21 protein-coding genes and 1 pseudogene are annotated in these 26,208 nt (G+C 75.8%); 15 read left to right on the top strand and 7 right to left on the bottom strand.

What is annotated here, in order from left to right; translation table 11 throughout:
* Nucleotides 1-1,332 (bottom strand): ATP-binding protein (locus DMH08_RS08205; RefSeq protein WP_125612779.1); only part of this gene is annotated, 1,332 nt, incomplete at its 3' end.
* A gap of 473 nt (nt 1,333-1,805) precedes the next feature.
* Between DMH08_RS08205 and DMH08_RS08200 the strand changes: the two genes are divergently transcribed.
* From DMH08_RS08200 to DMH08_RS08155, 10 genes and pseudogenes are all read left to right on the top strand, one after another.
* Entirely contained in the window at nt 1,806-5,003 is a 3,198-nt protein-coding gene (locus tag DMH08_RS08200; RefSeq protein ID WP_125612777.1) for a BTAD domain-containing putative transcriptional regulator, read from the top strand.
* A 68-nt stretch (nt 5,004-5,071) separates the two neighbouring features.
* The gene (locus tag DMH08_RS08195) at nt 5,072-6,613 is read left to right on the top strand and encodes an MFS transporter (protein ID WP_125612775.1); all 1,542 of its coding nucleotides are present in this window, start codon (nt 5,072-5,074) and stop codon (nt 6,611-6,613) included.
* Nucleotides 6,614-6,697: 84 nt separating this feature from the next.
* Nucleotides 6,698-7,609, top strand: coding sequence for an SPFH domain-containing protein (locus tag DMH08_RS08190; RefSeq protein WP_026400337.1), 912 nt, complete (start codon nt 6,698-6,700; stop codon nt 7,607-7,609).
* A gap of 28 nt (nt 7,610-7,637) precedes the next feature.
* Entirely contained in the window at nt 7,638-7,955 is a 318-nt protein-coding gene (locus tag DMH08_RS41520) for a hypothetical protein (RefSeq protein ID WP_125612773.1), read from the top strand.
* A gap of 2 nt (nt 7,956-7,957) precedes the next feature.
* A complete protein-coding gene (locus DMH08_RS08180; protein ID WP_034516051.1) occupies nt 7,958-8,593 on the top strand; it encodes a GOLPH3/VPS74 family protein in 636 nt (211 codons plus the stop codon).
* 124 nt (nt 8,594-8,717) lie between these two features.
* Complete coding sequence (locus DMH08_RS08175; RefSeq protein ID WP_051299955.1) at nt 8,718-9,425, top strand: lysophospholipid acyltransferase family protein; 708 nt, start codon at nt 8,718-8,720, stop codon at nt 9,423-9,425.
* Between the two features lie 31 nt (nt 9,426-9,456).
* Entirely contained in the window at nt 9,457-10,035 is a 579-nt protein-coding gene (locus tag DMH08_RS08170) for a 3'-5' exonuclease (RefSeq protein WP_026400339.1), read from the top strand.
* Nucleotides 10,028-10,456: pseudogene (locus DMH08_RS08165) on the top strand (ATP-binding protein); the annotation flags it as partial. The gene DMH08_RS08170 and the pseudogene DMH08_RS08165, both read left to right, overlap by 8 nt.
* 81 nt (nt 10,457-10,537) lie before the next feature.
* The gene (locus tag DMH08_RS08160) at nt 10,538-10,942 is read left to right on the top strand and encodes an ankyrin repeat domain-containing protein (protein WP_026400340.1); all 405 of its coding nucleotides are present in this window, start codon (nt 10,538-10,540) and stop codon (nt 10,940-10,942) included.
* Between the two features lie 70 nt (nt 10,943-11,012).
* Nucleotides 11,013-12,278 (top strand): alpha/beta hydrolase family protein, encoded by a 1,266-nt coding sequence (locus DMH08_RS08155; protein WP_233617478.1) that lies wholly within the window; start codon nt 11,013-11,015, stop codon nt 12,276-12,278.
* A 62-nt stretch (nt 12,279-12,340) separates the two neighbouring features.
* Here the strand turns inward: DMH08_RS08155 and DMH08_RS08150 are convergent, their stop codons facing one another.
* The gene (locus DMH08_RS08150) at nt 12,341-13,423 is read right to left on the bottom strand and encodes a mechanosensitive ion channel family protein (RefSeq protein WP_064743421.1); all 1,083 of its coding nucleotides are present in this window, start codon (nt 13,421-13,423) and stop codon (nt 12,341-12,343) included.
* Nucleotides 13,424-13,613: 190 nt separating this feature from the next.
* On the opposite strand from DMH08_RS08150, the gene DMH08_RS08145 reads away from it, so the two are divergent.
* The 4 genes from DMH08_RS08145 (at nt 13,614) to DMH08_RS08130 (ending at nt 21,056) form a co-directional block, all read left to right on the top strand.
* On the top strand, nt 13,614-15,359 hold the full coding sequence (locus tag DMH08_RS08145) for a CocE/NonD family hydrolase (protein WP_233617477.1): 1,746 nt from the start codon (nt 13,614-13,616) through the stop codon (nt 15,357-15,359).
* A 157-nt stretch (nt 15,360-15,516) separates the two neighbouring features.
* On the top strand, nt 15,517-16,791 hold the full coding sequence (locus DMH08_RS08140) for a glycosyltransferase (RefSeq protein ID WP_125612771.1): 1,275 nt from the start codon (nt 15,517-15,519) through the stop codon (nt 16,789-16,791).
* 120 nt (nt 16,792-16,911) lie between these two features.
* On the top strand, nt 16,912-19,842 hold the full coding sequence (locus DMH08_RS42620; RefSeq protein ID WP_125612769.1) for a helix-turn-helix transcriptional regulator: 2,931 nt from the start codon (nt 16,912-16,914) through the stop codon (nt 19,840-19,842).
* A 386-nt stretch (nt 19,843-20,228) separates the two neighbouring features.
* Nucleotides 20,229-21,056 carry a nitroreductase/quinone reductase family protein gene (locus tag DMH08_RS08130; RefSeq protein ID WP_026400344.1) on the top strand — a complete coding sequence of 276 codons (828 nt, stop codon included), beginning with the start codon at nt 20,229-20,231 and terminating at the stop codon, nt 21,054-21,056.
* 13 nt (nt 21,057-21,069) lie between these two features.
* On the opposite strand, the gene DMH08_RS08125 is transcribed toward DMH08_RS08130, so the two are convergent.
* Both DMH08_RS08125 and DMH08_RS08120 read right to left on the bottom strand, forming a co-directional pair.
* Nucleotides 21,070-22,023 (bottom strand): ornithine cyclodeaminase family protein, encoded by a 954-nt coding sequence (locus DMH08_RS08125; RefSeq protein ID WP_026400345.1) that lies wholly within the window; start codon nt 22,021-22,023, stop codon nt 21,070-21,072.
* Between the two features lie 31 nt (nt 22,024-22,054).
* Complete coding sequence (locus DMH08_RS08120; RefSeq protein WP_125612767.1) at nt 22,055-23,047, bottom strand: ABC transporter ATP-binding protein; 993 nt, start codon at nt 23,045-23,047, stop codon at nt 22,055-22,057.
* Nucleotides 23,048-23,447: 400 nt separating this feature from the next.
* On the opposite strand from DMH08_RS08120, the gene DMH08_RS08115 reads away from it, so the two are divergent.
* Complete coding sequence (locus tag DMH08_RS08115) at nt 23,448-24,506, top strand: S1 family peptidase (RefSeq protein ID WP_026400347.1); 1,059 nt, start codon at nt 23,448-23,450, stop codon at nt 24,504-24,506.
* A gap of 129 nt (nt 24,507-24,635) precedes the next feature.
* On the opposite strand, the gene DMH08_RS08110 is transcribed toward DMH08_RS08115, so the two are convergent.
* Genes DMH08_RS08110 through DMH08_RS08100 form a run of 3 tightly spaced genes read right to left on the bottom strand, consistent with a single transcriptional unit; the run spans nt 24,636 to nt 26,207 of the window.
* Nucleotides 24,636-25,370, bottom strand: a complete 735-nt coding sequence (locus DMH08_RS08110; protein WP_026400348.1) for a thioesterase II family protein — start codon at nt 25,368-25,370, stop codon at nt 24,636-24,638.
* A complete protein-coding gene (locus DMH08_RS08105) occupies nt 25,367-26,005 on the bottom strand; it encodes a GNAT family N-acetyltransferase (protein WP_026400349.1) in 639 nt (212 codons plus the stop codon). The genes DMH08_RS08110 and DMH08_RS08105 overlap by 4 nt, the downstream gene beginning before the upstream one ends.
* Nucleotides 25,998-26,207 carry an MbtH family protein gene (locus DMH08_RS08100; protein WP_026400350.1) on the bottom strand — a complete coding sequence of 70 codons (210 nt, stop codon included), beginning with the start codon at nt 26,205-26,207 and terminating at the stop codon, nt 25,998-26,000. The genes DMH08_RS08105 and DMH08_RS08100 overlap by 8 nt, the downstream gene beginning before the upstream one ends.
* Nucleotide 26,208: the final 1 nt, after the last annotated feature.

The raw sequence follows: 26,208 nt of genomic DNA, 5'->3' as shown, positions 1-26,208 counted from the left end.
CTGCGGGAGGACATCGCCGGGGCCGGCGGGGCCGCCGTCCCCCGCCGGGTCCGGCGCGGCGGGCGGCTCGGGCCGCGGCGCCGGGGCGTCCGGCGGCGCGGGCGCCCCGGCGCGGCCCGGCGCGGGCGCGTCGGCGACCATGGCGTCGGGGACGAGGACGACGGCCTGCAAGCCGCCGTAGGGCGACTCCCCGAGGCTGACCTTGAAGCCGTGCCGCCGCACGTAGCGGGCGATGACGGCGAAGCCGAGGCGCGGCACCTCGCCCATCTCGGCGAGGGTGACCTCGCGGGAGCCGTCCAGCAGTTCGCGGGCGAGGGTGAGGCGGGGCTCCTCGAGGCCGGCGCCGTGGTCGTCGACGCGGAACACGGCGCCCTGCGCGGCGGCGGTGACGCGGACGGTGACGGGCGCGGCGGTCGGCGACGACTCGGTGGCGTTGGCGAGCAGTTCGGCGAGGACGTGGATGACGGCCTCGAGCACGACGGGCCCGACCGCGAGGTCGGGGTCGCCCTCGATGCGGACGCGCTGGAAGTCCTCGATGCGGGCGGCGGCGGACTGCACGACCTCGGCGAGCCGCATCGGGGTGTCCCACTGCTGGCCCTCCCACGTCCCGGCGGCGACGGCGAGGCCCTGCGCGAGGCGGGCGGACTGCGCGGCGAGGTGGTCGATGGCCTGGCAGGCGAGGTACACGTCGGCGTGGTCGCTGTGCCGTTCGGCGGTGACGGCGGCCTCGGCCTGGACGCGGTGCATGGCGGACTGGACGCGCCGGGCGAGCGCGACGGTCGCGAGCTGCTGGGACTCGAGCCGGCCGCGGGCCTCGGCGCGCAGTTCGGCGACGGCTTCGAGGGCGGCGTCCCGGGCGGCGGCGAGCGCGGCGCCGCCGGAGCCGGCGCCGGGGTCGCCGGCGAGCGGCGGCGGGACGGGCTCGCCGCGCAGCGCGGCGGGCAGCTGCGCGGTCAGCAGATGGTCGGCCATCGCGGCGAGGGCGTCGCGCTGCGCGGCGACGCCCGCGACCTGGGCGTGCCGGGCCCGTTCCCGGTCGGTCTCGGCCCGGTCGCGGCGCCGCAGCTCGTCGTCGCGGCCGCGCAGTTCGGCGGCGTGCGCGGCGGCGTCCCGGGCGGCCGCCGCGCACGCGGCGCGGCAGCGGGCGTGCAGCCGCCACGCGGCGGCCGCGGCGGCGAGGGCGGCGACGGCGAGCAGGACGGCCAGCCCCCGGTGCAGCGGTCCCGTGCCGCCCCCGGGCAGCAGGGGCGCCGCGACGGCGAGCACGGCCGCGCCGGCGGCGGGCAGCAGCGCCGCGGGCCCCGGAGCGGACGGGAGCGGGGTTGTGTTCATCATCGGCTTTCGTGACGGACGAGGTGACGCGGCGCGCGGCGCGTCCCGCCGGGCGGAGGGGGGTCACTCCGGCGGGACGGGCGGACTCCATTCGGGCGTCCGATAACCGCAATGCGGACGGGACGAATGCGCGGCCCGGAAAATGGCCGTGTTCCCGTCCGGTGTCGCGTGCGACATTCGGCCTCGAGATTCACGCTGGGGGGATTTTGGACTTCGCAAGCAAAGCGTGACGCACCGCGCCGCGTCAAGGCGATCCCGGGCGAACCATCGGTGACGCTCAGGCTTGCCAGAAATGTCCGGGTGACGTCTTGGTCGTCGCCCGGATGCCCCGGCGGGGCGCGTCGGAGCGTTCCACGGGAAACGCGGGCGGAGAAATGCGCAATCGCGCCCCCGGTGCAATGCGAACGGCTATTCTGCCCCGCCGGTTCGCCCGCTTGTGCGGCGTGCGTCCGGGATGCGGAAGAATCGGGCGCATGCGGTTCGGGGTGCTCGGGGAGGTCGAGGTCCGGCGGGACACGGCGCAACGCGCCCCCGCCGGAGCCCCCCCGAACGAGCCCGCCGCGGGCGGGACCGGTGCGGGTGGGGCCGTGGCGGTCGGGGGGCCGCGGGTGCGGGCGCTGCTGGCGATGCTCGCGCTGGACGCCGGGCGCGTGGTGCCCGCCGAGCGGCTCATCGACGGCCTGTACGGGGCGGACCCGCCGCGCGGCGCCGCCAACGCGCTGCAGTCGCAGGTGTCGCGGTTGCGCCGCGGCCTCGGCGACGCCGCGCTCGTCGAGGGCGGGCCGGCCGGGTACCGGCTGGCGGTCGAGCCCGGCGCCGTGGACGCCCACCGGTTCGCGCGGCTGGCGCGGGAGGGGCGCGCGGCGGCGGGGCGCGGCGAGCACGCGCGGGCGGCGGGGCTGCTGCGGGAGGCGCTCGACCTGTGGCGCGGGCCCGCGCTGGCCGGGGTGGACGCGCCGTTCGCCGCCGCCCGCGCGGTGCGGCTGGAGGACGAGCGCGCGGCGGCCGTCGAGGAGCGCGGCGCGGCGGTGCTCGCGTCCGGCGCCGAGCCGGGCGCGGTGCTCGCGGAGCTGCGGGCGCTGGTGGACGAGCGCCCGCTGCGCGAGCGGGCGCGCGCGCTGCTGATGCGGGCGCTGCACGCCGCCGGGCGGCGGGCCGAGGCGCTCGCGGTGTTCGAGGAGGGCCGCCGGCTGCTGGCGGACGAGCTGGGCGCCGACCCGTCCCGCGAGCTGGCCGCGGCGCACCTGGACGTCCTGCGCGGCGGACCGGACCGCGCCCCGGCGGACGCCCCGCGCGCGGTCTCGCCGCCCGCGCAGCTCACCAGCTTCGTCGGCCGGGAGGACGCGGTCCGGCACGTCGGCGGGATGCTCGCCGCCGGGCGCCTCGTGACGCTGCTCGGACCGGGCGGGGCGGGCAAGACGCGGCTGGCGGTGGAGGCGGCGGCCCGCGAGGATGGCGAGGTCTGCTTCGTCGACCTGGCGCCGGTCGGCCGGGGCGACGCGGGCCGGGCGCTGCTCGCCGCGCTGGGGCTGCGGGAGAGCGCGGTGCGGCAGGCGCCGGGCGAGCGGCCCGCCGATCCGGCGGACCGGCTGGCCGCGGCGCTGGCGGGACGCCGCATGCTGCTCGTCCTCGACAACTGCGAGCACGTCGTCGCGGAGGCGGCGGGGCTGGCGCGGCGGCTGCTCGGCGCGTGCCCGGCGCTGCGGGTGCTGGCCACGTCCCGGGAGGTCCTCGGCGTCACCGGGGAGGCGGTGTGGCCGCTGCCGCCGCTGGCGCTGCCGCCTCCCGGGACGCCGGCCGGGGAGCTCACCGGGTACCCGGCGGTGCGGCTGTTCGCCGACCGGGCGGCGGCCGTCCGGCCCGGCTTCGCGGTCGACGCGGCGAACGCGGCGGACGTCCTGCGGATCTGCACGGCGCTGGACGGGCTGCCGCTGGCGATCGAGCTGGCGGCGGCGCGGCTGCGGTCGCTGCCGGTCGGCGAGGTCGCGGCGCGGCTGGGCGACCGGTTCCGGCTGCTGTCGCGCGGCGACCGGACGGCCGCGCCGCGCCACCAGACGCTGCGCGCGGTCGTCGGGTGGAGCTGGGACCTGCTCGGCGCGGACGAGCAGACGCTCGCGCGCCGCCTGACCGTCTTCACCGGCGGGTTCACGGTGGAGGCCGTCTCGGAGGTCTGCGGGTTCGAGTACGCCGACGAGGTGCTGGCGGAGCTGGTGGACAAGTCGCTGGTGCAGCTGGAACCGCACGGGGGCGGCGACCGCTACCGGATGCTCGACACCGTCCGGGCGTTCTGCGCGGAGCGGCTCGCGGACGCCGGCGAGGACGAGCGGTTCCGGCGGGCGCACGCCGCGTACTTCCTGGACCTGGCGCTGCGCGCCGACCCGCACCTGCGGGGCGCCGAGCAGCTCGCGTGGCTGGACCGGCTGGCCGCGGACCACGCGAACCTGCACGCGGCGCTGCGCCGGTGCGTCGGGTCGGGCGAGACCGCCCGCGCGCTGCGGCTGATCGCGGCGCTGTCCTGGTACTGGTGGCTGCGGGGCCGCGTCGAGGGGGCGCCGCTCGCGGCCGCGCTGCTCGAGAAGATCGGCGGCGAGCCTCCTCCGGGACTGGAGGAGGAGTACGTGCTGTGCGTGTGCAACGTGGTGTCGGCGGGCGGCACGGGTCCGGCGGTCCTCGCGTGGCTGGACCGCGCGGAGCGCACGCTGGCGGGCGTCCGGCGGCTGCTGGCGTTCCCGGCGACGACCGTGCTGTGGGCGATGACGGCGGGGCCGGAGCGGACGCAGGAGTCCGTGCTCATCGAGCAGATCGGCGACGATCCGTGGACGCTGGCGCTGCTGGACATGAGCGACGGGTTCCTCGACCAGTTCTCCGGCGACCGGGAGCGGGCGGAGCGAAGGTGCGCGGCGGCGCTGGCGCGGTTCCGCGCCATCGGCGACCGGTGGGGGATGGCGAACTGCCTCGACCCGTTCGCGCAGCTCGCCGACTGGCGCGGCGACCGGGCCGCGGCGCTGGCGCTGCTCGGCGAGGCGCTGGAGCTGGTCGGCGAGCTGGGCGCGCTGGAGGACGGCGCCGACCTGCTGTGCCGCCGCGGCGAGGTGCGCATCCACGGCGGGGACCTGGACGGCGCCCGGTCCGACTTCGAGCGCGCCGCGGAGCTCGCCCGGCGGGCCGGGACGCCGGACAAGGTGGCCGCCGCGGTGCACGGGCTCGCCGAGATCGCGCGGCTGCGCGGGGACCGGGCGGAGGCGCGGCGCCTGTACGAGACGGCGCGGACGGGCTACGCGTCGGACCGGTTCGTCGTCGCCGCCGTCCGGGGCGCCACGCTGGTGGGGCTCGGCTGGGTGGCGCTGGACGACGGCGACGTGCGGCGGGCCCGCGCGCTGTTCGGCGAGGCCCTGGCCATGGCCCACGACCATCCGATCTTCGGCTACCGGGCGAGCGTGGCGGTGGGGCTGGCCGGTCTCGCGCTGGCGGGCGGCGACGGGGAGCGCGCGGCGGTGCTGCTCGGCGTGGCGCGGGCGCTGCGGGGCGTGCAGATCCCGGGCGACCACGACGCCGAGCGCGTCGAGGCGTCCGCCCGGGCGCTGCTCGGCGACGCGCGGTTCGAGGAGCGGTACGCGAGCGGCGCCGCCCTGTCGCACGCGGACGCCCTGGCGGCGCTGCCGCGCCGCTGACCGCCCGGCGGGGCGGCGGTGCGCGGACGGTGCGCGGACGGTCAGCGCGCCCGGCGACGCTCGTCCGCATGTCGTACAGTCCGGCCCGCAAGCGGGCCACATTCGCGGTCGGGGCGCTGGTGGCGCTGGTGCCCGCCCTCGACCTGACCGCCCTCAACCAGGCCATCCCGCACCTGTCGGCCGACCTCGGTCCGTCGGCGACGCAGATCCTGTGGATCGCGGACGCCTACGGGTTCGCGCTCGCGGGGCTCCTCATCACCATGGGCGCGGTCGGCGACCGCATCGGGCACCGCCGGCTGCTGCTGATCGGGACGACGGTGTTCGCCGCCGCGTCGGCGGTGACGGCGTACGCGCCGTCCGCCGAGGCGCTGATCGCGGCGCGGGCGCTGCTGGGCGTCGCGGGGGCGACGCTGATGCCGTCCGCGCTGTCGCTGATCCGGCGGGTGTTCACCGATCCGAAGGAGCGGACGGCGGCGGTCGGGGGCTTCTTCGGTCTCGGCGCGTTCGCGGTCGGGCTCGGCCCGGTGCTCGGCGGCGCGCTGCTGGAGCGGTTCTGGTGGGGCTCGGTGTTCCTCATCAACGTGCCGATCATGATCGTCGCGCTGGTCGCGGGCGCGCTCGTCCTGCCCGAGTCGCGCAACCGGCTCACCGGGTGGCCGGACCTGCCCGGGGTGCCGCTGTCGGTCGCCGGGGTCCTCGGCGTCGTGTACGCGGTGAAGGAGGCGGCGGCGCACGGCGCGGACGAGCCGCGGGTGTGGGCGGCGGCGCTGGTCGGGGCGCTCGCGCTGGCGGCGTTCGCGGTCCGGCAGACGCGGGCCGCCGAGCCGCTCATCGACGTCCGGCTGTTCCGCCGGGCGGCGTTCTCCGGGGCCGTCGTCACCAACATGTTCGCGATGTTCGCGCTGGTCGCGCAGTCGCTGATCTTCTCGATGTTCTTCCAGCTCGCGCTGGGCTGGGCCCCGCTCAAGGCGGGCCTGGCGGGGCTGCCGGGCGCGGCGGGCGCGATGCTCGGCGGCGCCGCGCTGGCCCCGCCGCTGATCACGCTGCTCGGCCGCGCCCGGGTGGTGGCGCTCGGCCTGGTCGTCTCGGCGGGCGGGTACGCGCTGTTCCTGACGATCGGGCTGGACACCGGCTACCCGCTGATGCTCCCGGCGATGCTGCTGGCGGGGCTCGGCATGGGGATGGCGATGACGGTCACCGGCGACACGGTGCTGGCGTCGGTGCCGAAGGAGCGGTCGGGCGCCGCGTCGGCGATCTCGGAGACGGCGATCGAGCTGGGCGGGGCGCTGGGGATGGCGGTGCTCGGCAGCGTCCTGACGGCGGTGTACCGGAACGACCTGGAGTTGCCGGCCGGGACGCCGGCGCCCGCGGCCGCAGCGGCGCGCGACTCGCTCGCCGGCGCGGTGGAGGCGGCCGCGGCCCTGCCCGGGCGGGCGGGCGCGGAGGTCCTCGCGACGGCGCGGGAGGCGTTCGTCTCCGGCATGCACACCGCCCTGCTGTGCGCGGCGGTGCTGGCGGCCGCGGTGGCGGTGCTCTCCCTGGTCACGCTGCGCCGCGTGCCGAAGGTGATCGAGGAGCTGCCGGACCCGGAGCCCGTCGCCGCGCGGTGACGTCCGCGTTCCCTCCGTCCGCGCCCGTTTGGAAAAGTGATATCACTTTGCTAGATTGGCGATAACAGGACAGAGGGAGGCCCCATGGACACCACGGCGAAGGTCGAGATGCCGGCTCCGAAGATCTCGGAACGCCCGGCGAGCGACATGAACGGCTGGGGGATGCTGGCGCTGGCGGTGGTGCTGATCCTGGCGGGCGCGCTGGCCGTGGTGCTCGGCGTGCTCGCCGGCGGCGCCGCCGCCCTCACCGCCGGCATCGCGACCGGCTCGGTGCTCGTCATCGCCGGGCTGGTCGCGGCGGTCGGGCTGACCGCGGTCGCGCCGGGCGAGGCGCGGGTGCTGCAGGTGCTCGGCCGCTACGCCGGGACCGTCCGGACGGACGGCCTGCGGTGGGTCAACCCGATCAGCGAGCGGCAGAAGATCTCCACCCGGATCCGCAACCACGAGACGGGGCTCGCCAAGGTCAACGACCTGGACGGGAACCCGATCGAGATCTCCGCGGTCGTCGTCTGGCAGGTCCGCGACACCGCCCGCGCGGTGTTCGAGGTGGACGACTTCGTCGAGTTCGTCGCGTTCCAGACCGAGGCGGCCGTCCGGCACATCGCCGGCAGCTACCCCTACGACAGCCACGAGCAGACCTCGCTGCGCGACAACGCCGACGAGATCACCGCGCAGCTGTCGGCCGAGGTGACGCAGCGGGTCGCGTCCGCGGGCGTCGACATCATCGAGTCGCGGATCACCGGGCTGGCGTACGCGCCGGAGATCGCGCAGGCGATGCTGCGCCGCCAGCAGGCGGGCGCGGTCGTCGCGGCCCGGCAGCGGATCGTGGAGGGCGCCGTCGGCATGGTGCAGCTCGCACTGGACCGCCTGGTCGAGGACGACGTCGTCGAGCTCGACGAGGAGCGCAAGGCCACCATGGTCAGCAACCTGCTGGTGGTCCTGTGCGGCGACCGCGACGCCCAGCCCGTCCTGAACACCGGCAGCCTGTACCAGTGAGCGAACCGACGGCGGGCGATGATCGGCCTTGACCTCCGAGCGCAAGAAGATCCTCCTGCGGCTCGATCCGGCCGTCCACGACGCGCTGGCCCGGTGGGCCGGGGACGAGCTGCGCAGCACGAACGCGCAGATCGAGTTCCTGCTGCGCAGGGCCCTCGCCGACGCGGGGCGGCTGCCCGGCTCGGTGGGCCGGATGCGCAAGCGGGGCCGTCCCCGCAAGACCGGCGCCGCGGACGGCCCGGACGGTCCGGACGCCCAGGAGGATGCCGGCGACACGGACACGACCCGACGAGAGACGGACACGGAACCCCCGAAGGACCCGCCGCCCGGCGGGAGCGAGGACTGACCATGGTGGTGCGGATTCCCGAGTCGCTGCCGGCGCGGATGTTCCTGCTGGCCTACGACCTGCGCAAGAAGAAGATGACCAAGAGCGGCCGCCACCTGGGCTACCTGCTGCGGGCCGCCGCGCTGACCGAGCTGTACCTGGACGGGCGGCTCGGCGAGGACGAGAAGGCCCGGCCGCGGCCGGGCACCCCCGGCACCGACCCCTACGGGCTCGTGGCGCAGATCGCCGAGGCGCCCCGGCCCCGCTCCTGGCAGCACTGGGTCCGCAAGGACGCCAAGGCGCTCGTCGCGCCGGTGCGCGACGAGCTCGTGGCGGACGGGCTGGTCCGGGTGCGGCGGCGGCGGGTGCTCGGCGTGTTCGCCGTCGAGGACGTCACCGTGAAGGACCCGCGGGTCGTGAAGGCGCTGTGGGGCGGGGCGTCCTCGGCGCTGCGCGGCCGGCCGGTCGCGCACGTCAACAGCTACGACGCGGCGGCGGTCGCGCTGGCGGCGGCCTGCGAGCTGAAGTCGGTGCTGCCCGCCCGCGACCGGCGGCGGCACAAGCGCCGGATCGAGGAGCTGACCGCCCGGTCGGGTCCCGCGCCGCGCGCCGTCCGCAAGGTCCTCCAGGCGGAGTACGCCGCCGCGAGCAGCGGCTGACCCGCCCCGGCCCCGGCTGCCGGCCGGGGCCGCGCAATGAGGGGTTCCGACAAGATCCGGCGGTGCCGTCTTGTATCGGGGCCCCACCGCGCGCGGGCGGGCGGCGCCCATAGATTCCTCCGGCATGGACCCCGAACGCCTGATCTATCCCGTCACGAAGCACCTCCTGCTCGGCCCCGCGATGCGGGTCGCGTTCCTGCCGCGGGTGCGGGGGCTCGGGCACGTCCCCCGGCGGGGGCCGGTGATCCTGGCGGCGAACCACCTCGCGGTCCTCGACTCGTTCGTCCTGCCGCTGATGGTGCCGCGGCGGGTCCACTTCCTCGGCAAGCAGGAGTACTTCACCGCGGCGGGCCCGCGCGGCCGCGCGACGGCCGCGTTCTTCCGCGGCCTCGGCGCGATCGCGGTGGACCGTTCCGGCGGCCGCGCCGCCCTGGCCGCCCTCGACGCGTCGGCGCGCGTGCTGGAGCGCGGCGGGGTGTTCGCGATCCACCCGGAGGGCACCCGCTCCCCCGACGGCCGGCTCTACCGGGGCCGGACGGGCGTGGCGCGGCTCGCGCTGCGGACGGGCGCGCCGGTCGTCCCGGTCGCGATCGAGGGCACGGACCGGGTGCAGCCGCGCGGCCGGGCCGTCCCGCGCCCGGGCCGGATCGCGCTGCGGTTCGGCGCGCCGCTGCGGTTCGCCGGCCGGGACGCGGGGACGCCGCGCGGCCGCGCCGCCCGCGAGGTCACCGACGAGATCATGGCGGCGATCCGCGACCTGTCGGGACAGGAGTACGCCGGCTCCTACGCCCCGCCGCCCGGGGACGGCCGGGCGGCGGAAAACCCTTCGTGAACCGGCGGCGGCCCCGGTATCGTCCGCCGCCATGGACGAGAAGACCGGCCGCTTCCTCAACGTCGTCGATCTCGAGGCGACGTGCTGGGACGGGCCCGTCCCGCCGGGGCAGGCGAACGAGATCATCGAGATCGGGCTCTGCGTCGTCGACCTCGAGGAGCGCGAGCGGGTCGCGCGGCACCGCGTCCTGGTGCGTCCGGAACGGTCGGAGGTCAGCGCGTTCTGCACCGAGCTGACCGGGCTCACGCAGGACGAGGTGAACGGGGGCGTCCCGTTCCGGGAGGCGTGCGCGCTGCTGGAGCGGGAGCACCGGTCGCACACGCGGACGTGGGCGAGCTGGGGCGACTACGACCGCAAGCAGTTCGAGCGGCAGTGCGGCGGGGGCGACGGGGGCGTCCGGTACCCGTTCGGGCGGCGGCACGTCAACGCGAAGGCCGTGTACGCGGCGTCGCACGGGCTGCGCCGGATGGGCATGGCGGGCGCGCTGCGGCACGCCGGCCTGCCGCTGGAGGGCCGCCACCACAGCGGGGCGGACGACGCCTGGAACATCGCGGCGCTCGTCCTGGACACCGTGCGGCGCGGCGCCTGGCCCGACCGAAAGGATGTTTGATCCCGCCCGCTCGGGCACCTTTTCGTGGAGGGCCGAGACGGACGAGCACGGAGACGACGTGGAGATCAGCCTGGACCTCCTGCTGCCGAGGGACGCGGCGAGCGTCCCGGCGACCCGGAGGATCCTGGACGCGGCGCTGCAGACGCTCGGCGTCGAGCAGCAGATCTGCGGGGACATCGAGATGATGCTGAGCGAGGCGTGCACGAACGTGATCGAGCACGCCGAGAACGGCGCCGACTACACCGTGCGGGCCACCATCCAGGACCGGCGGTGCCTGATCAAGGTCATCGACGCGGGCCGGGGGTTCGACGCCGAGCGGGTGCCGGAGCCGGACCCGGGCGCCGAGCACGGCCGCGGCCTCATGATCATGCGGTCGCTGGCCGACGACGTCAGATTCGGCACGCACGCCGAGGACGGGGCGCTCGTCGCCCTGGAGAAGCGGCTCAGCTACGGGGAGGGCAGCCTCGGCGGGCTGCTCGTCGCGGGAAGTGGGGTCACGGACATGAGCGAGGCCGATCCCGAACTGGAGGAGTTCGCGTCCCGTCTGTTCGAGGCGGCGCGCACGGGCGACACCGAGCGGCTCGTCGCCTACATCGACGCGGGGGTGCCCGCGAACCTGGCGAACGACAAGGGCGACACGCTGCTGATGCTGGCCGCCTACCACGGGCACGCCGACGCGGTGCGCGCGCTGGCCGCGCGCGGCGCCGACCCCGAGCGGCCGAACGACCGGGGGCAGCGTCCCCTCGCCGGCGCGGTGTTCAAGAAGGAGCCGGACGTGGTGCGCGCGCTGCTGGACGCGGGCGCCGACCCCCGCGCGGGGACGCCGTCCGCCGTCGACACCGCGCAGATGTTCGGCCACACCGAGTTCCTCGCCTGGTTCGAGCAGGCCCCGCCGTCCGGTTCCTGACCAACGGAAGGGGGCACGCGGGCCGTTCGTTCATGGCGGCCGACGGGCGCCGGACGCGAGCGTGGAGGGCATGCGAACACGTATGTCCGGCCGTCCGCTCGTCGCGGCGGCCCTGATCCCCTTCGTCCTCGCCGGGTGCGGCCTCTCGGCCGCGGGTCCCGTCGCCGCGGAGAAGGCGGGCGCGGCGGAGACCGCCGCGCCCGCGACGTTCACGCTGCCGCCGCCGACCGGGCCGCGGGCCGTCGGGACGACCGAGCTGCACCTGGTCGACGCGGGGCGTCCCGACCCGTGGACGCCCGACCGCGACCGCGAACTGATGATCAGCGTCTGGTACCCGGCGGCGAAGGGCGCGCACGGGGACCGTCCGGTCGCGCCGTTCCTGCGTCCGGGCGTCGCGCGGCTGTTCACGGGCGTCGACGCGCTGGGCGTCTTCAAGGCCGGGACCGTCGACTGGGCGGGCGCCCGGACGCACGCGGCGGAATCCGCCCCGGCCGACGCGCGCCGGGCACGGCCCGTCGTGCTGTACTCCCCCGGGTTCGGGGTGCCGCGCACACTCGGCACGCCGCTCGCCGAGGAGCTCGTCAGCCGCGGGTACGTCGTGGTCACGATGGACCACAGCGGCGAGGCGCCGGTGGAGTTCCCCGGCGGGCGGGTGGACGCCGGGCGGCTGCCCGAGCGCACCCCCGACCGGCTCAAGACGGCGATGGACGCGCGGGCGCGGGACACCCGGCTGGTCCTGGACGCCCTCGCCGAGCTGCGGCGGGGCGGCAACCCGGACGCCGGCGGGCGGGCGCTCCCGGCCGGGCTCGCGCGGACGCTGGACCTGTCGGACATCGGCATGGTCGGGCACTCGGCGGGCGGCATCCAGGCGGCCGAGGCGATGCGGACGGACCGGCGGGTGGACGCCGGGATCGACCTGGACGGGACCCTGCAGTACGAGGACGGGACGCTCATGCCCGTCGCGGCCGAGGGGCTCGACCGCCCGTTCCTGCTGATGGGCGGGTCGATCGCCGGGAAGCCGCAGACGCACCTGACGAACCCGTCGTGGGGGGCGTTCTGGCGGAACTCGACCGGCTGGAAGCGGGACCTGAACGTCCCGGCGGCGGGCCACTACTCGTTCACCGCGGTGCAGTCGATCCTGCCGCAGGTGGACGTGCGCGGCGACATCCCCGCGGAGGCGCGGGAGCAGCTCATCGGGACGGTCGATCCGGAGCGGATGACGGCGTCCCTGCGGGCGTACGTGACCGCGTTCTTCGACCGGTCGCTGCAGGGTCGGACGCGCCCGGTCCTGGACCGGCCGTCGCCCCGGTACCCGCACGTCCGGTTCGTCGAGTAGGGCGGGAAAGCGAAAGCCCCGCGCGCCCGGACGGGCCGGGCGCGCGGGGCTCGCGGGGCCGGTCAGAGGGGCGGTTCGCCCTTCGCGGCGCCGTTCCCGTTCCCGTTGCCGCTGCCGTTGCCGTTCGCCTCCTGGAGGCTGACGCGGTGGTGCCAGTACGGCGGCGCGTAGCCGCGCTGGCGCAGCTCCCGGTGGAGCCGCTTGAGGTACTCGTGCTTGATGCGGAACTGGTCCTCGAACTCGGTGGAGCGCACGATGACGTGGAAGCCGACGGACGAGTCGTTGAAGTCGTCGAAGCGCACGAAGATGCCCGCGCCCTCGACGCCGCCCTGCACTTCCTTCATCACCTCGTGCCCGACCTCCTCGAGCAGGCTCTCGGCCTTGTCGAGGTCGATCTCGTAGGGCAGCTTGGCGTAGACGAGGACCGACATCTCCTCGCCGGGACGGCTGTAGTTGGTGAGGATCGTGTCGGAGAACCGCTGGTTGGGGATCACCTCGATGTTGTCGGACAGGGTCCGGATCGTGGTGTTCCGCCAGTTGATGTCGACGACGTAGCCCTCCTGGCCGGTGTCGAGCCGGATGTAGTGGCCGGGCTCGATCGTCTTGGCGGCCAGGATGTGCACGCCCGCGAAGAGGTTGGCGAGGGTGTCCTGGAGGGCCAGGGCGACGGCGAGACCGCCGACGCCGAGGGCGCCGAGCAGCGGTCCTATCGAGACGCCGAGGCTCTGCAGCATGATCAGCATGCCGATGCCGATCACGATCACCTTGGCGATGTTGGCGAAGATCGTCACGTTCGCCGCGACGCCCTGCCGGGCCATCGCGTAGGAGGAGAGGCTTCCGGCGATCAGCCGCGCCGCCGCCACCGACACGAAGAAGATCGCGATGGCGGTCAGCAGCCGGGCGAGGACGTCGAGGGTGCCGCGCGGCGCGTCCCAGATCTTCAGCGCGATCCAGATCCCGGCGATGAGCGTGAGCGGGAGCGCCAGGTCGTGCACGAGCTTGGCGACCAGGTCGTCCCAGGTCCAGCGCGTGTCACCGGCCCGCTTGCCCAGCCGGGCGGTCAGCAGCCGCAGCCCGACGGCCACCACGACGGCCACCGCGAGGGTGATCGCGGCGGCGATCGGCCGTTCCCAGCTATCACTCATGAGGGGTGCAGTCTCCTTCCGGGCACGGCCGTGCGGCCTTTGCCGGTCAGGTGAGGTTTGCGTGATGTGCGTGCAAAGTACGCTTTACGCGGATCGCCTCGATCGTAGTTAACCCGCGGCCCGCTCGAGACCCGATCGCGGCGAATGGGCGCCCGCCGGCCAGTGAACGGTGTCGTTTACGATCGATCGCGTGGTAGGCGTGGGCATGATGCGCCGGCTGGGGGTCACGGCGCTGGGACTGCGGAACGGCCCCCACAAGGTGACCGTCGAGCGGGACCTGGAAGTCCCCGCCGGCGACGGTGTGACGTTGCTCGCCGACCGGTACGCGCCCGTCCTCGAGGACGGGGACGTGCGCGACGCCCCGACGGTGCTCGTCCGCTCCCCGTACGGGCGGCGCGGGCCGTTCGGGCTGATGTGCGGGCAGGCGTTCGCGTCGCACGGGTTCCAGGCGGTGGTGCAGAGCGTCCGCGGCGGGTTCGGGTCCGGCGGCGTGTTCGAGGCGCTGGACGAGCGGGAGGACGGCCTCGCCACGATCGCGTGGCTGACGTCGCAGCCCTGGTTCGGCGGGACGTTCGCGATGCACGGACCGAGCTACCTCGGCTACGTGCAGTGGGCGGTGGCGGCCGAGGCCGGCCCGGAGCTGAAGGCGCTGTCGATGCAGGTCACGGCGTCGACGTTCCGGGACGCCGTCAACGTGGGCGGGACGTTCGCGCTCGAGTCGGCGCTGATCTGGGTGGACATGACCGCCCGGATGAAGAACTCCCTGTCGGGCATCACGACCGGCTTCCTGTCGCCGCGCCGCGCCCGCCGGGCCGCGCTGTCGGGCCGTCCGCTCGCCGAGCTGGACCGGATCGCCACCGGCGAGCAGCAGCGCTTCTTCCAGGACCTCCTGGTCAACGGCCCCGACACCCCGTTCTGGGACAAGCGCGACTTCAGCCCGACGGTGTCGCGGGTCACCGCGCCGGTGAACATGACCGGCGGCTGGTACGACATCTTCCTGCCCTGGCAGCTGAAGGACTACGCGGCGCTGCGGGCCGCCGGGCAGGAGCCCTACCTGACGATCGGCCCCTGGTTCCACGCCGACCAGCGGATGATGCGCGGTTCGGTCGGCGAGTCGGTGGCGTGGTTCCGCGCCCACCTGCTGGACGACCCGTCCGGCCTGCGCCCGAACCCGGTGCGGCTGTACGTGACGGGCGCCGGCGAGTGGCGCGAGTTCCCGCACTGGCCCGTCCCGGGGATGCGGGAGGAGCGCTGGCACCTGCGGCCGGAGGGCGGCCTGGCGCCCGCGGAGCCGCCCGAGTCCGAGCCCGACCGGTACCGGTACGACCCGGAGCACCCGACGCCGTTCCTCGGCGGGCCCACGCTGCTCGGCGAGACGCACCCGTCCACCGACCAGCGGCGGCTGGAGCGGCGGCGGGACGTGCTGACGTTCACGTCCGCGGAACTCGACGAGGACCTCGAGATCATCGGCCCGGTCACCGCCGACCTGCACATCAGGTCGAACCGGGAGCACACCGACTTCGTGGTGCGGCTCTGCGACGTCACGCCGGAGGGCGAGTCGCTGAACCTGTGCGAGGGCATGCGGCGGCTCGTCCCCGGCGCGCCCGACGCGGACGCGGACGGGGTGCGGGCGGTCGCGATCGAGCTGTGGCCCGCGGGGCACCGGTTCCGCGCCGGGCACCGCGTCCGCGTGCAGGTGGCCAGCGGCGCCTACCCGCGGGTCGCGCGCAACCCGGGCACCGGCGCGCCGATCGGCACCGCGACCGAGATGCTCACCGCCGACCAGGAGATCTTCCACACACCCGGCCGGCCCTCGACGATCAACCTTCCCGTGGTCCCCGCGGGCGCCGGGCGCATCGAGGACGCCGGGAACACCGCGGACACCGGCGGCGCCGAAGAGGCCGGGGGCGTCGGACGGGCGGACGCGGGCGAGTAATTCTGCCGGTATCCGCGCTGATCGGAGGCGATCCGGTGGAGCCATCCGATTCGTGAGGTTTGACGGAGACGCCGCCAGGGGTAAGGATCTCTACGAGCAGGTGTCTACGACGCAGATACCTCCAGGCTTCCCCTGTGTTGTCCCGGAGGGTCCCGTTATGCACCGCCCGCTGAACATCGCGCTCGTGTCCGCCTCCGACCTCGACGGCGAACACCTGCAGTCCGTCCACGTCCGGGATCTCGCCCGCTCTCTGGTCCGCCCCCTGCACGGCGACGGAGAGCCGAACCACGTGACCGTCTACGCCCGCCGGCAGGACAAGGACGCGAAGAACCGCGTCCGGCTCGGCCCGGGCGCCGCCCTGGTCCACCTCGACGCCGGCCCGGCCCGGCCGCTGACCGAGGACGAGACGCTCGCGTACCTGCGCGACTTCGCCGACGGGCTCCGGCGCCGCTGGTCCGGCGCCGGCCGTCCCGACATCGTCCACGCGCACGGCTGGATCGGCGGCCTCGCCGCCTGCGCCGTCGCCCGCGAGCTGGACATCCCCTTCGCGCACAGCTACCACGGCGTCGCCGCCGCCGAGCGCCGCACCGGCCGCGCGGTGCACCCGCACCGCGACCGGCTGGAGAAGGCCATCGGCCGGGACGCCGCCGTCGTGCTCGCCGGGCACGCCGAGGAGGCGAACGCGATCGTGCGGATGGGCGTCCCGCGCCCCGCCGTCACGGTCGTCCCCTACGCGGTGGACGGCGAGCAGTTCGCGCAGACCGGCCCGGCGATGCCGCACGGCGACCGCCCCCGGCTGGTGATGGTCTGCGACGACCTCGAGGCCGGGGACGTCCCGACCGCGCTGCGCGCCCTCGTGCACGTCCCGGACGCCGAACTGGCCGTCGCCGGCGGCCCCGCCCGCGAGGAGCTGGAGAACGACCCGGTCGTGCACCGGCTCAAGCTCATGGCCAAGGAACTGCACGTCGCCGACCGGGTGATCTTCCTGGGCCGGCTGCCCCGCAAGTCGCTGCCGCGGCTGCTGCGCACCGCCCGGCTGGCGCTGTGCCTGGAGCCGGTCCAGCCGTCGCCCGCCGTGCCGCTGGAGGCCATGGCCTGCGGCGTCCCGGTGGTGGCGACCACCGCCGGCGGCAACGCCGACGAGGTGCTCGACAAGATCACCGGGCTGCACGTCCCGGCGGGCCGCCCGGTGCAGATCGGCCGCGCCGTCCGGCACCTGCTGTCGGAGGAGACCACCCGGCACGGCTACTCGATCGCCGCGGCCGACCGCGCCCGCTCCCGCTACTCCTGGGAGCGGATCGCCGCCGAGACGCTGCGCGCCTACCACAAGGTGCTGCCCGTGCCGGAGGTCCCGGCGCCCCGCGACGAGGAGGCCGACCGGCTCGAGGAGCCCGCGGCGGCGGCGGAGCGCGAGCCCGCCCTCGCCCGCTGACCGCCCGCCGCACCGCCCGTCCGGGCCCCGGACCCCGCGCCGGTCCGGGGCCCGGCGCATGCGCCCGGACCACCGCCCGCCCGGTGGAATACTGGACGCGATGGAACAGAAGGACGTTCGGTGCTGATCGGCAGGGCGGCGGAGCTCGCCGAGCTGACCGGCGCGCTCGACGGCGCCGCGGCGGGCCGCGCCCGCGCCGTCCTCGTCGGCGGCGACGCCGGGATCGGCAAGACGCACCTGGTCTCGACGCTGCGCCGCGCGGCCCGCGAGCGGGACTGCGCCGTCCTGGTCGGGCAGTGCGCCGAACTGGGCGAGAGCGTCCCGTACCTGCCGCTCGCGGACGCCCTGTGGACGGCCTCGCGCGGCGATGGCCCGGAGGCCGCGGCCGTCCGGGACGCGCTGGCCGCCCGCCCGGTGCTGGGCCGGCTGCTGCCCGACGGCGACGGCGGCCCCGGCGAGGGCGACCCGCTCGCGCCCGACCTCGGCCGGCAGCGGCTGTTCGGCGCCGTGCTGGGACTGCTCGGCGAACTGGGCGCCGACCGGCCCGTCCTGCTCGTCCTGGAAGACCTGCACTGGGCCGACCGCTCCACCCGCGACCTGCTGACGTTCCTGTGCCGGGTGCTCGAGCGCGAGCGGATCTGCCTCGTCGGGACGTACCGGTCGGACGACCTGCACCGGCGGCACCCGCTGCGCCCGCTGGTGGCGGAGCTGCGGCGGCTGCCGAACGTGACGGGCGTCCAGGTGCGGCCGTTCGGGCGCGACGAGACCGGCGCGTACCTGGCCGCCCTGTCGGGGACGCCGTCCGCGCCGGTGGCCGCCGAGGTCGTCGAGCGCGTGCACCTGCGGTCCGAGGGCAACCCGTTCTACGCCGCCGAGCTGCACGCCACCGGGGACCTGGAGGAGCTGCCCGCCGGGCTCGCCGACCTGCTGCTGTCGCGGGTCGAGCGGCTGTCGCCGGACGCGCGCCGCGTCGTGCGGGTCGCGGCGGTCGCCGGCCGCCGGGTGGACGACGAGCTGGTGCGGCGGGTGTCGGGCCTCGCGGAGGACCCGGCCGGCGAGGCGCTGCGCGAGGTGGTGTCGCACCAGCTGCTCGTCCCGGACGGCGCCGGGTACGTGTTCCGGCACGCGCTGCTGCGCGAGGCCGTCTACGCCGACCTGCTGCCGGGCGAGCGGACCCGGCTGCACGCCGACTTCGCGCGGCTGCTCGCCGGGGACGGCGACGGGAGGGGCGGCTCGGCGGCGGAGCTGGCGCACCACAGCCGGGCCGCGCACGACCTGCCCGCCGCGTTCGCCGCGTCGGTGCGGGCCGCGCGGGAGGCCGGGCGGCTCGGCGCGCCCGCGGAGGAGTTCGAGCACTACGAGCGGGCGCTGGAGCTGTGGGACACCGTCGCGGACCCGGAGGCGGCCGCCGGGACGGACCGGAGCCGGCTGGCGCTGGCCGCCGCGCAGGCCGCGGCGGAGGCCGGCGAGGTGCGCCGCGCCGTGCAGCGGCTGCGCCGCATGCTGGAGAGCGCCGACCCGGCCGACCTGCGGCTCGGCGTGCTGATCCGCGAGCAGCTCTCCACCTACCTCGGTGAGCTCGACCTGGACGAGGAGGCGCAGGCGACCGCTCGGGAGGCGGTGTCGATGCTGCCTCCCGACCCGCCCACGACGGAGCACGCTCGCGCCCTTGCCACCTACGCGAAGACGCTGCTGTACCGGGACGCGGACGGCGAGATGCCGGAGTTCGCGGAGCGGGCGGTGGCGGTGGCCCGCGCGGCGGGCGCGGTCGACGCGGAGGCGAGCCTGCTGATCAGCCTCGGCGCCTACTGGAAGCGGCGGGCCGACGAGAAGGCCGACGAGGTCATCGAGGGGGCCCGCGCCCTCGCGTTGAAGGGCGGGGACCCGCTGGTCGCCCTCCGCTCGATGTTCCAGTACGCGGGCGTCCGGTTCGACCGCGGCGACCTGGCGGACGCGGCCCGCGCCGCCGACGACGGCGCCCGGTACGCGCACGAGAACGGCCTCGACTGGAGCACGTACGGCGCGCTGCTGCGCTGCCTGCGGTTCCTGATCCGCTACACGGCCGGCGACTGGGCGGAGGCGGCCCGCCTGGCGGAGGGGTTCGGCGTCCAGGCGACGCGGCGGGCCGACGCGCAGGTCTCCGCCTACGCGCTGTTCCTGGAGGTCGCGCGGGGCGACGCCGGCGTGGACGAGCGGCTGCGCCGGCTGGAGCCGCTCCTGCCGGAGGACCACTTCCTCATCTACATCACGCGGGGCCTGGCCGCCGAGCACGCCCTGTGGCGCGGCGACCCCGGCACGGCGGTCGCGCACGTCGACGCGGTGCTGGCCGGCCCGTACGGCGCCGAGACCAGCGCCATCCGGATCGCCGCGACGGGCCTGTGGGCGCACGCCGAACTCGCCGCCCGCGCCCGCTCCGCCGGGGACGCGGCGGCCGCGGCGGCCGCCGCCGCGGCCGCCGACGCGCTCGCCGAGCGGGCCCGGACGGTCGCCGAGTACGACCCCGACGGGCGCCACCGCCCGTCCCTCGGCGTGGAGGGGCGCGCGTGGCTCGCCCGCGTGGAGGCCGAGCGCCGCCGCGTGGACGGCGTCCTCGACCCTGACCTGTGGCGCCGGGCCGCCGAGCTGTTCCGGTACGGGACGGACGGCGGCGGGTTCGTGTACGAGGTGGCGCGGTCGCGCTGGCGGCTGGCCGAGGCGCTCGCCGAGGCCGGCGACCGGGACGCCGCCGCCGCGCAGTGGCGGCGCGCCGCCGGGACCGCCGAGCGGCTGGGCGCCGCGCCGCTGCTGGCGGCGCTCCGCGACCTCGGCGCCCGCGCCCGGCTGGCCGCGCCCGCGGAGCGCCCGGCCGCGGGCGGCCCGTTCGCCGCGCTGACCGCGCGGGAGCGGGAGGTGCTGAAGCTCGTCGCCGAGGGCCGCAGCAACCGCGAGATCGCCGAGACGCTGTTCATCTCGCCGAAGACGGCGAGCGTCCACGTCTCCAACATCCTCGCGAAACTGAACGTTTCCGGCCGCACCCAGGCCGCCGCGCTCGCCCTCCGCGAGAATCTGTGAATTGCCGATTGCGATGACCGGCCGACGCTGATACCTTTTCGATCGTGACTGCCGGGTCTGCCCTGTCTGGGCATGAGCGAGTGAGGCACCCGGCCTCGGCGTGAGCCCGAGGCGGGCGCGTGCCCCGCCCTTCCTTCGCACTTCCTTCTTCTCTTCTCCGTGTGCGCTCCGTGCGCGCCGCAGGTGCGCCCTGAACGCTCCCTGAACGCTTTCTGAGCGTTCCGACGCGCCTTCCGACGCGCCTCTCGGTGACGTTCCGCGCACGGTTCCCTTCGCGCCGCGCGAACCGATTCGGCGCGCTTTTCCCCACCCTTTTCCCAGCCAGGCCGCGCCTCGCCCCATGGCCGATCACCCCTGCCCGAAAACAAAAGGAGAGACACCGCAGAATGGATTTCAACCGTCAGGTCATCGAGGAGTTCCGCGCCAATGACGGCCGCGTCGGGGGCATGTTCGAGGGCGGCCGGCTGCTCCTGCTGACGACGACCGGCGCACGGTCCGGCGCCCGGCACACCGTCCCGCTCGGCTACCTGCCGGACGGGCCCGAGCGGCTGCTGGTCATCGCGTCCGCCGGCGGCGCCCCCCGGCACCCGGCCTGGTTCCGCAACCTCGTCGCGAACCCGCGCGTCACCATCGAGACCGGCGCGTTCACGCAGGAGGCGGACGCGTCCGTCCTGGACGGCGAGGAGCGCGACCGGCTGTTCGCCCGCGCCGTCGAGGCCGACGCCGGATGGGCCGAGTACGAGGAGAAGTCCGGCCGCACGCTGCCGGTCGTCGCGCTCACTCCCATCGACTCGGGCCCGCCGCGCGGCCCCCAGGGGCAGGGGCTCAAGCGGATCCACGGCGAGTTCCGCCGCGAGCTCGACGCGATCCGGCGGGAGGTCGCCGCGTCCGGAACGACGATCGGTGCCCAGCTCCGCGTCAACTGCCTCACCTTCTGCCACGGGCTCGAGTTCCACCACGGGAGCGAGGACCGCATGATCTTCCCGACTCTGGAGCGGAACCGTCCCGAGCTGGCCCCGGTCATCGACCTGCTCCGCGAGGAGCACGAGGTGCTGAAGGGCCTGTTGGCGGAGCTGCGGGCCGCGCTGGCGTCGGACGCGCCCGACCCCGCCGCGCTCGCGGCCGACGTCGACCGCCTCGTGGCCGAAGTGAACGCCCACCTCGACCACGAGGAGGAGCGGCTCGTGCCGGTCCTCGACGAGTTCGTGCTGTAGGCGGGGCGGGCCGTCAGGCGAGGAAGTCGAACTCGCGGCCGACGCCGGCGGCGCGGGCGGCCTCGTACGCGGCCCAGCTCAGCGCGAGGTCCTGCCAGGGCAGGCCGACCGGCGCGTACACGGTCACCTCCTCGTCCCGCGCCCGGCCCGGGACCTCGCCGCGCAGCAGGTCGCGGAGGGTCCCGGCCGCGTGCTGGACGTCCAGGCCGGCGGACGCGAGGACGCCCGTCTCGACCGCGAACGCGATGTCGTCGACGACGACGCGGGCGTTCTTCAGCAGGTCGGGGCCGAGTTCGGCCTTGCCGGGCTCGTCGGCGCCGAGGGAGGTGACGTGCGTGCCGGGCGCGACGTCGGCGGCGTGCAGGAGCGGGCGGCGCGTCCAGGTGGCGGTGACGACGATCCCGGCGGCGCGGGCGGCGGCGCGCGGGTTCGGCGCGACGGACGCGGGCGCGCCGAGCCGCTCGCCGTGCCGTTCGGCGAACGCGGCGGCGCGTCCGGCGTCCACGTCGCAGACGGTGAGGGCGCGGACGGGACGCAGTTCGGCGAGGCCCCGCAGGACGAGTTCCGCCTGGGCGCCCGCGCCGACGACGGCGACCGTGTCGGCGGCGGGCCGGGCGAGCGCGTGGGTGCCGAGCGCGGCGGCGAGCCCGGTGCGCCACGCGGTGACGGTGGCGGAGTCGAGCTGGGCGAGCAGCTCGCCGGTCTCCGCGTCGTGCAGGCAGACGACGCCGCGCAGCGCGGGCCGGTTCCCGGGGAACTTCGCGTTGACCTTCACGGTGTAGGCGGGCACGCCGGGGACGAGGCCGGGCAGCAGCGCCGTCGCGGTGCCGGGGCCGGGCAGCGGCGCGACCGTCCGGTGCGCCGCCGTCTCGGCAGGCGGGGCGGTGAAACCGCGGCGGATCGCGTCGAGGCACCCGGCGGGCTCGAGCAGCCCTTCCAGGTCGGAACGGTTCAGAAGGAGCGTCACCGGACCATTCTCCCGATCCGGGCGGGCGGCGTCACGGGCGGGGGCGCTGCCGCGCGGCGACGAGGGCGTCCCAGTCGGTGAGCCAGTCGCGCCCGTTCTCGTCGATGAACGAGCCGGGCGGCGGCGTCACCCGGTGCGCGGCGAGCCATTCGCCGGGGCGGTGCATGGACGGGCGGATCCGCCCGTCGCTCGGCATGAGCTGCGGCGGGATCGGCGCGGGCGGCGGCACCGGGGCGCTCTCGGCCGCCAGTTCCGCGACGTCCTTCTCCTCGGCCATCCCGATGGGGCCCTCGCGGCGCGCGTTGAAGAACTGGTTCACCGCCGGGTGCGTGCTGGACAGGACCATCTCGCGCGGCCCGAACATGACCAGGCCGCGGCGGAACAGCAGGCCGAGGTTGTCGGGGAGGACGCGGGCGGTGCCGATGTCGTGGGTGACGATGAGGAAGGTCGTCCCGAACTCGGCGTTGACGTCCACGAACAGCTGGTTGAGGTAGGCGGTGCGGACGGGGTCGAGGCCCGAGTCGGGCTCGTCGGCGAGGATGATCTCCGGTTCCAGGACGAGCGCGCGGGCGAGGCCGGCGCGCTTCTTCATCCCGCCGGAGATCTCGCCGGGCAGCTTGTCGCCCGAGCCCGCGAGGCCGACCATGTCCATCTTCTCCAGGACGATCCTGCGGATCTCGGCCTCGCCCTTCCTCGTGTGCTCGCGGAGCGGGAACGCGATGTTGTCGAAGACGTTCATGGAGCCGAACAGGGCGCCGTCCTGGAACAGCACCCCGAACGTGCGGCGCATCCGGTACAGGTCGCGCTCGCGCAGGCGGGGGACGTCGCCGCCGCCGACGTAGACGTGGCCGCGGTCGGGGCGCAGCAGGCCGACGAGGTTCTTGAGGAACACGGACTTGCCGGTTCCGGAGGGGCCGAGCAGGGCGGAGATCTCCCCCGCCGGGACGGTGAGGGACACGTCGTCCCAGATCACCTGCCGCCCGAACGACTTCCTGAGCCCCTCCACCCGGATCTCGACGCCCATGGGCCCTCCCGTGCCTTCCGCGCGGGACCGGGGGCGGCGGGGGTTCCGCCGGCGCTCGTCCGGTCCCCCGTCCCTCCGTTGTACGCCCCGATCGGCCCGCTGGGGAGGCCCAGCGTGCGCCGGATCGGGCCCGGACCGGGCGGCGGTCCGAGCGGCGGTCCGGACGGTGGTCCGGGGGGGCGGGCCGGGGCCTTATCGAACGCGCGATTGAACATTGAACGGCACGTCGAACGGCGCCCCCCTCACTCCGCCCGCCGCCTGCGGCTCCGCACTCAACGTGCCAACGGGTTCACACATGTTTGTCACCTTCTTGCCTTACGTCTGCTTTGCCGGTTCCTCAACCATGTGCGGTGTCTCCGGCGCGCCATCGGGGCGTGCCAGCTCCCCCCTGGAGGCACGAATGTCCAAGCGTCACGGACGCGCCCGCGCCGCCGCCGCAACCGCCGCCGCGGCGGCCGGCCTCGCGGCGGCCGCCCTCGTCACCGCCCCGCCGGCGGCCGCCGCACCCGCGGCCCCGGGCGCCCCCGACCAGGTGGCCGCCCAGCTCGCCGAGCGGCTCGGCGCCCGCAGCGCGGGCGCCTACCTCGACTCGTCCACCGACAAGCTCGTCGTCACCGTCACCGACGCCGCCGCCGCGCGGACCGTCCGCGCGGCGGGCGCGCAGCCGAAGACGGTCGAGCGCAGCGGCGCCGACCTGAAGGAGGTCATGGCCGAGCTGAAGCGGGACGCGACCGTCCCCGGCACCGCGTGGGCGATCGACCCCGTGTCCAACAAGGTCGTGCTGACGATGGACAGCACCGTCAAGGGCGCGAACCTGGAGAAGGTGCGCGGCGAGGCCGCCCAGCACGGCGCGGCCGTCCGCACCGAGCGGGTCGCCGGCGAGTTCCGCATGTTCACCGCCGGCGGCCAGGCCATCTACGCGGGCGGCGGCCGCTGCTCGCTCGGCTTCAACGTCCGCAGCGGCAGCACCTACTACTTCCTGACGGCGGGGCACTGCACCGCCATCGGGTCGACCTGGACGGACGGCAGCGGGCGCACCCTCGGCCGCAACTACGCCAGCAGCTTCCCCGGCAACGACTACGGCGTCGTGCGGTACACGTCGACCCCGCAGGACACCCGCGGCGTCGTCCACCTGTACGGCGGCGGCACGCAGGACATCACGCGGGCCGGCAACGCGACGGTCGGCCAGAGCGTCACCCGCAGCGGCAGCACCACCGGCGTCCACCGCGGCCAGGTCACCGCCCTCAACCAGACCGTCAACTACGCGGAGGGCAGCGTCAGCGGCCTCATCCGGACGACCGTGTGCGCCGAGCCGGGCGACAGCGGCGGGTCGCTGTTCTCCGGGTCGACCGCGCTGGGCCTGACCTCGGGCGGCAGCGGCAACTGCACCTGGGGCGGCACCACGTTCTTCCAGCCGGTCACCGAGCCCCTGTCCCGGTACGGCCTGAGCGTGTACTGATCCCGGACCCGATCCGGCGAACCTCACAGGTCCGGCGCGCACCGACCCGGTGCGCGCCGGTCCCCTGTTCGCGCCGGTCCCCTGTTCGCGCCGGTCCCCTGTTCGCGCCGGTCTCCGAAGGGTTCCGCGCTAGACGGCGGGGACCTCGAGGGTCCGCAGGACCTCGGCGATCACGTCGGGCTGCCGGTCGGCCAGGTAGAAGTGGCCGCCCGGCAGCGTCCTGAGGGCGAACCGGCCGTCGGTGACGTCCGCCCATCCGGCGGCCTGGTCCGCCGTGACGTGCGGGTCGTCGTCCCCGATGATCGCCGTGACCGGGACGGCGAGCCGGGTGCCGTCCCGGTGCGCGTAGCCCTCGATCAGCGCGAAGTCGTTGCGGACGTACGGCAGGACGAGCTCCCGCAGCTCCGGGTCGCGCAGCGCCTCGGCGTCCGTCCCGCCGAGCTTCACCATCTCGGCGACCAGCCCGTCGTCGTCGCGCTCGGCGACCCGGTCGTCCCCCCGGTCGTGCGGCGGGCGGGCACCGGACACGAACAGGTGCACGGGCGCGCTCCCCCGCTCCTGCAGCAGCCGCGCTGCCTCGTAGGCGATGACGGCGCCCATGCTGTGCCCGAACAGCGCGGCCGGGCGGTCGACGAGCGGCGCCATCGCGCCCGCGACGAGCCGCGCGAGCTGGTGCGGGTCGGTGACGAGCGGCTCGCCCATCCGGTCGGCGCGCCCCGGGTACTGGACGGCGTGGACCTCGACGGCGGGGCTGATCTCCTTGGCCCAGGTCCGGTAGAACACCGCCGACCCGCCCGCGTGCGGCAGGCAGAACAGCCGCATGGACGCCCAGGGGCGCGGCTCGGCGCAGCGGAACCAGCTCACGTGATCAACTCCTCCTCGCCCCGGCGGGGGACGGCGCGCGGATCGCGCGGCAGCGGCCACGGCGCCGTCCGGGGGTCGGGGACGAGCTTGGGGGCAACGGTCTCCGCGGCCACCTTAAAGCCCCGGCGCCGGTAGTTCGCCATCGCGTTGGGGTGGTCGAGGCTGCTGGTGCGCAGCCACACCCGCGTGGCCGGGCCGGCGCCCGGCGCCCACAGCTCGCCGCGCCGCCACGCCCGCCGGACGCACTGCTCCACCAGGTACCCGCCGCAGCCGCGGCCGACGAACGCGGGACCCAGCCCGACCAGGTGGATCTCGGTGTCGCCGCCGGGCTGCGCCTCGATCTCGAAGAACCCGGCGACGGTGCCCTCGGCCATCGCGATCCACGTGCCCAGCTCGGGGCGCTCCACCCAGGCGCACCAGTCGGCGTGCGTCCAGCCGAACCGGTCGGTCCAGCAGACGCGGGCGCCGACCAGCGCGTACAGGGCGCGGTTGACCTCGGCGGAGGGCCGCCGGGCCAGCGTGAACGTCATCTCGGCGCCGGGCAGCGGCGCGGGGCGCAGGTCGGCGGCGTCGAGCATCTCCATCGTCCACTCGGTGACGGCGGGGACTTCGACGGGCTCTCCCGGGCTAGTCACCCATGGCCTCGACGAGGCTCTTGGGCCGCATGTCGGTCCAGTTCTCGTCGACGTACCGCAGGCAGGCGTCGCGCGTGTCCTCGTCCTTCGCCACGGTCCAGCCGGCGGGGACCTCCGCGAAGGACGGCCACAGCGAGTGCTGGCCCTCGTCGTTGACGAGCACGAGGTACGTGCCGTCGGGGTCCTCGAACGGGTTCGTCATG

Source organism: Actinomadura sp. WAC 06369 (assembly GCF_003947565.1).
Classification (GTDB): Bacteria; Actinomycetota; Actinomycetes; order Streptosporangiales; family Streptosporangiaceae; genus Spirillospora; species Spirillospora rifamycini.
The sequence above is the reverse complement of the archived record's forward strand: the minus strand, read 5'-3'. Positions and strand labels throughout refer to the sequence as shown.

Excerpts from the sequence above, each read along its gene's own strand:
- DMH08_RS08170 (WP_026400339.1), top strand. The coding sequence starts at position 9,457 with ATGGACGAGAAGACCGGCCGCTTCCTCAACGTCGTCGATCTCGAGGCG.
- DMH08_RS08180 (WP_034516051.1), top strand. The coding sequence starts at position 7,958 with ATGGTGGTGCGGATTCCCGAGTCGCTGCCGGCGCGGATGTTCCTGCTG.
- DMH08_RS08150 (WP_064743421.1), bottom strand. The coding sequence starts at position 13,423 with ATGAGTGATAGCTGGGAACGGCCGATCGCCGCCGCGATCACCCTCGCG.
- DMH08_RS08115 (WP_026400347.1), top strand. The coding sequence starts at position 23,448 with ATGTCCAAGCGTCACGGACGCGCCCGCGCCGCCGCCGCAACCGCCGCC.
- DMH08_RS08160 (WP_026400340.1), top strand. The coding sequence starts at position 10,538 with ATGAGCGAGGCCGATCCCGAACTGGAGGAGTTCGCGTCCCGTCTGTTC.
- DMH08_RS08130 (WP_026400344.1), top strand. The coding sequence starts at position 20,229 with ATGGATTTCAACCGTCAGGTCATCGAGGAGTTCCGCGCCAATGACGGC.
- DMH08_RS08155 (WP_233617478.1), top strand. The coding sequence starts at position 11,013 with ATGCGAACACGTATGTCCGGCCGTCCGCTCGTCGCGGCGGCCCTGATC.
- DMH08_RS08190 (WP_026400337.1), top strand. The coding sequence starts at position 6,698 with ATGGACACCACGGCGAAGGTCGAGATGCCGGCTCCGAAGATCTCGGAA.
- DMH08_RS08140 (WP_125612771.1), top strand. The coding sequence starts at position 15,517 with ATGCACCGCCCGCTGAACATCGCGCTCGTGTCCGCCTCCGACCTCGAC.
- DMH08_RS08100 (WP_026400350.1), bottom strand. The coding sequence starts at position 26,207 with ATGACGAACCCGTTCGAGGACCCCGACGGCACGTACCTCGTGCTCGTC.
- DMH08_RS08120 (WP_125612767.1), bottom strand. The coding sequence starts at position 23,047 with ATGGGCGTCGAGATCCGGGTGGAGGGGCTCAGGAAGTCGTTCGGGCGG.
- DMH08_RS08195 (WP_125612775.1), top strand. The coding sequence starts at position 5,072 with ATGTCGTACAGTCCGGCCCGCAAGCGGGCCACATTCGCGGTCGGGGCG.
- DMH08_RS08200 (WP_125612777.1), top strand. The coding sequence starts at position 1,806 with ATGCGGTTCGGGGTGCTCGGGGAGGTCGAGGTCCGGCGGGACACGGCG.
- DMH08_RS08175 (WP_051299955.1), top strand. The coding sequence starts at position 8,718 with ATGGACCCCGAACGCCTGATCTATCCCGTCACGAAGCACCTCCTGCTC.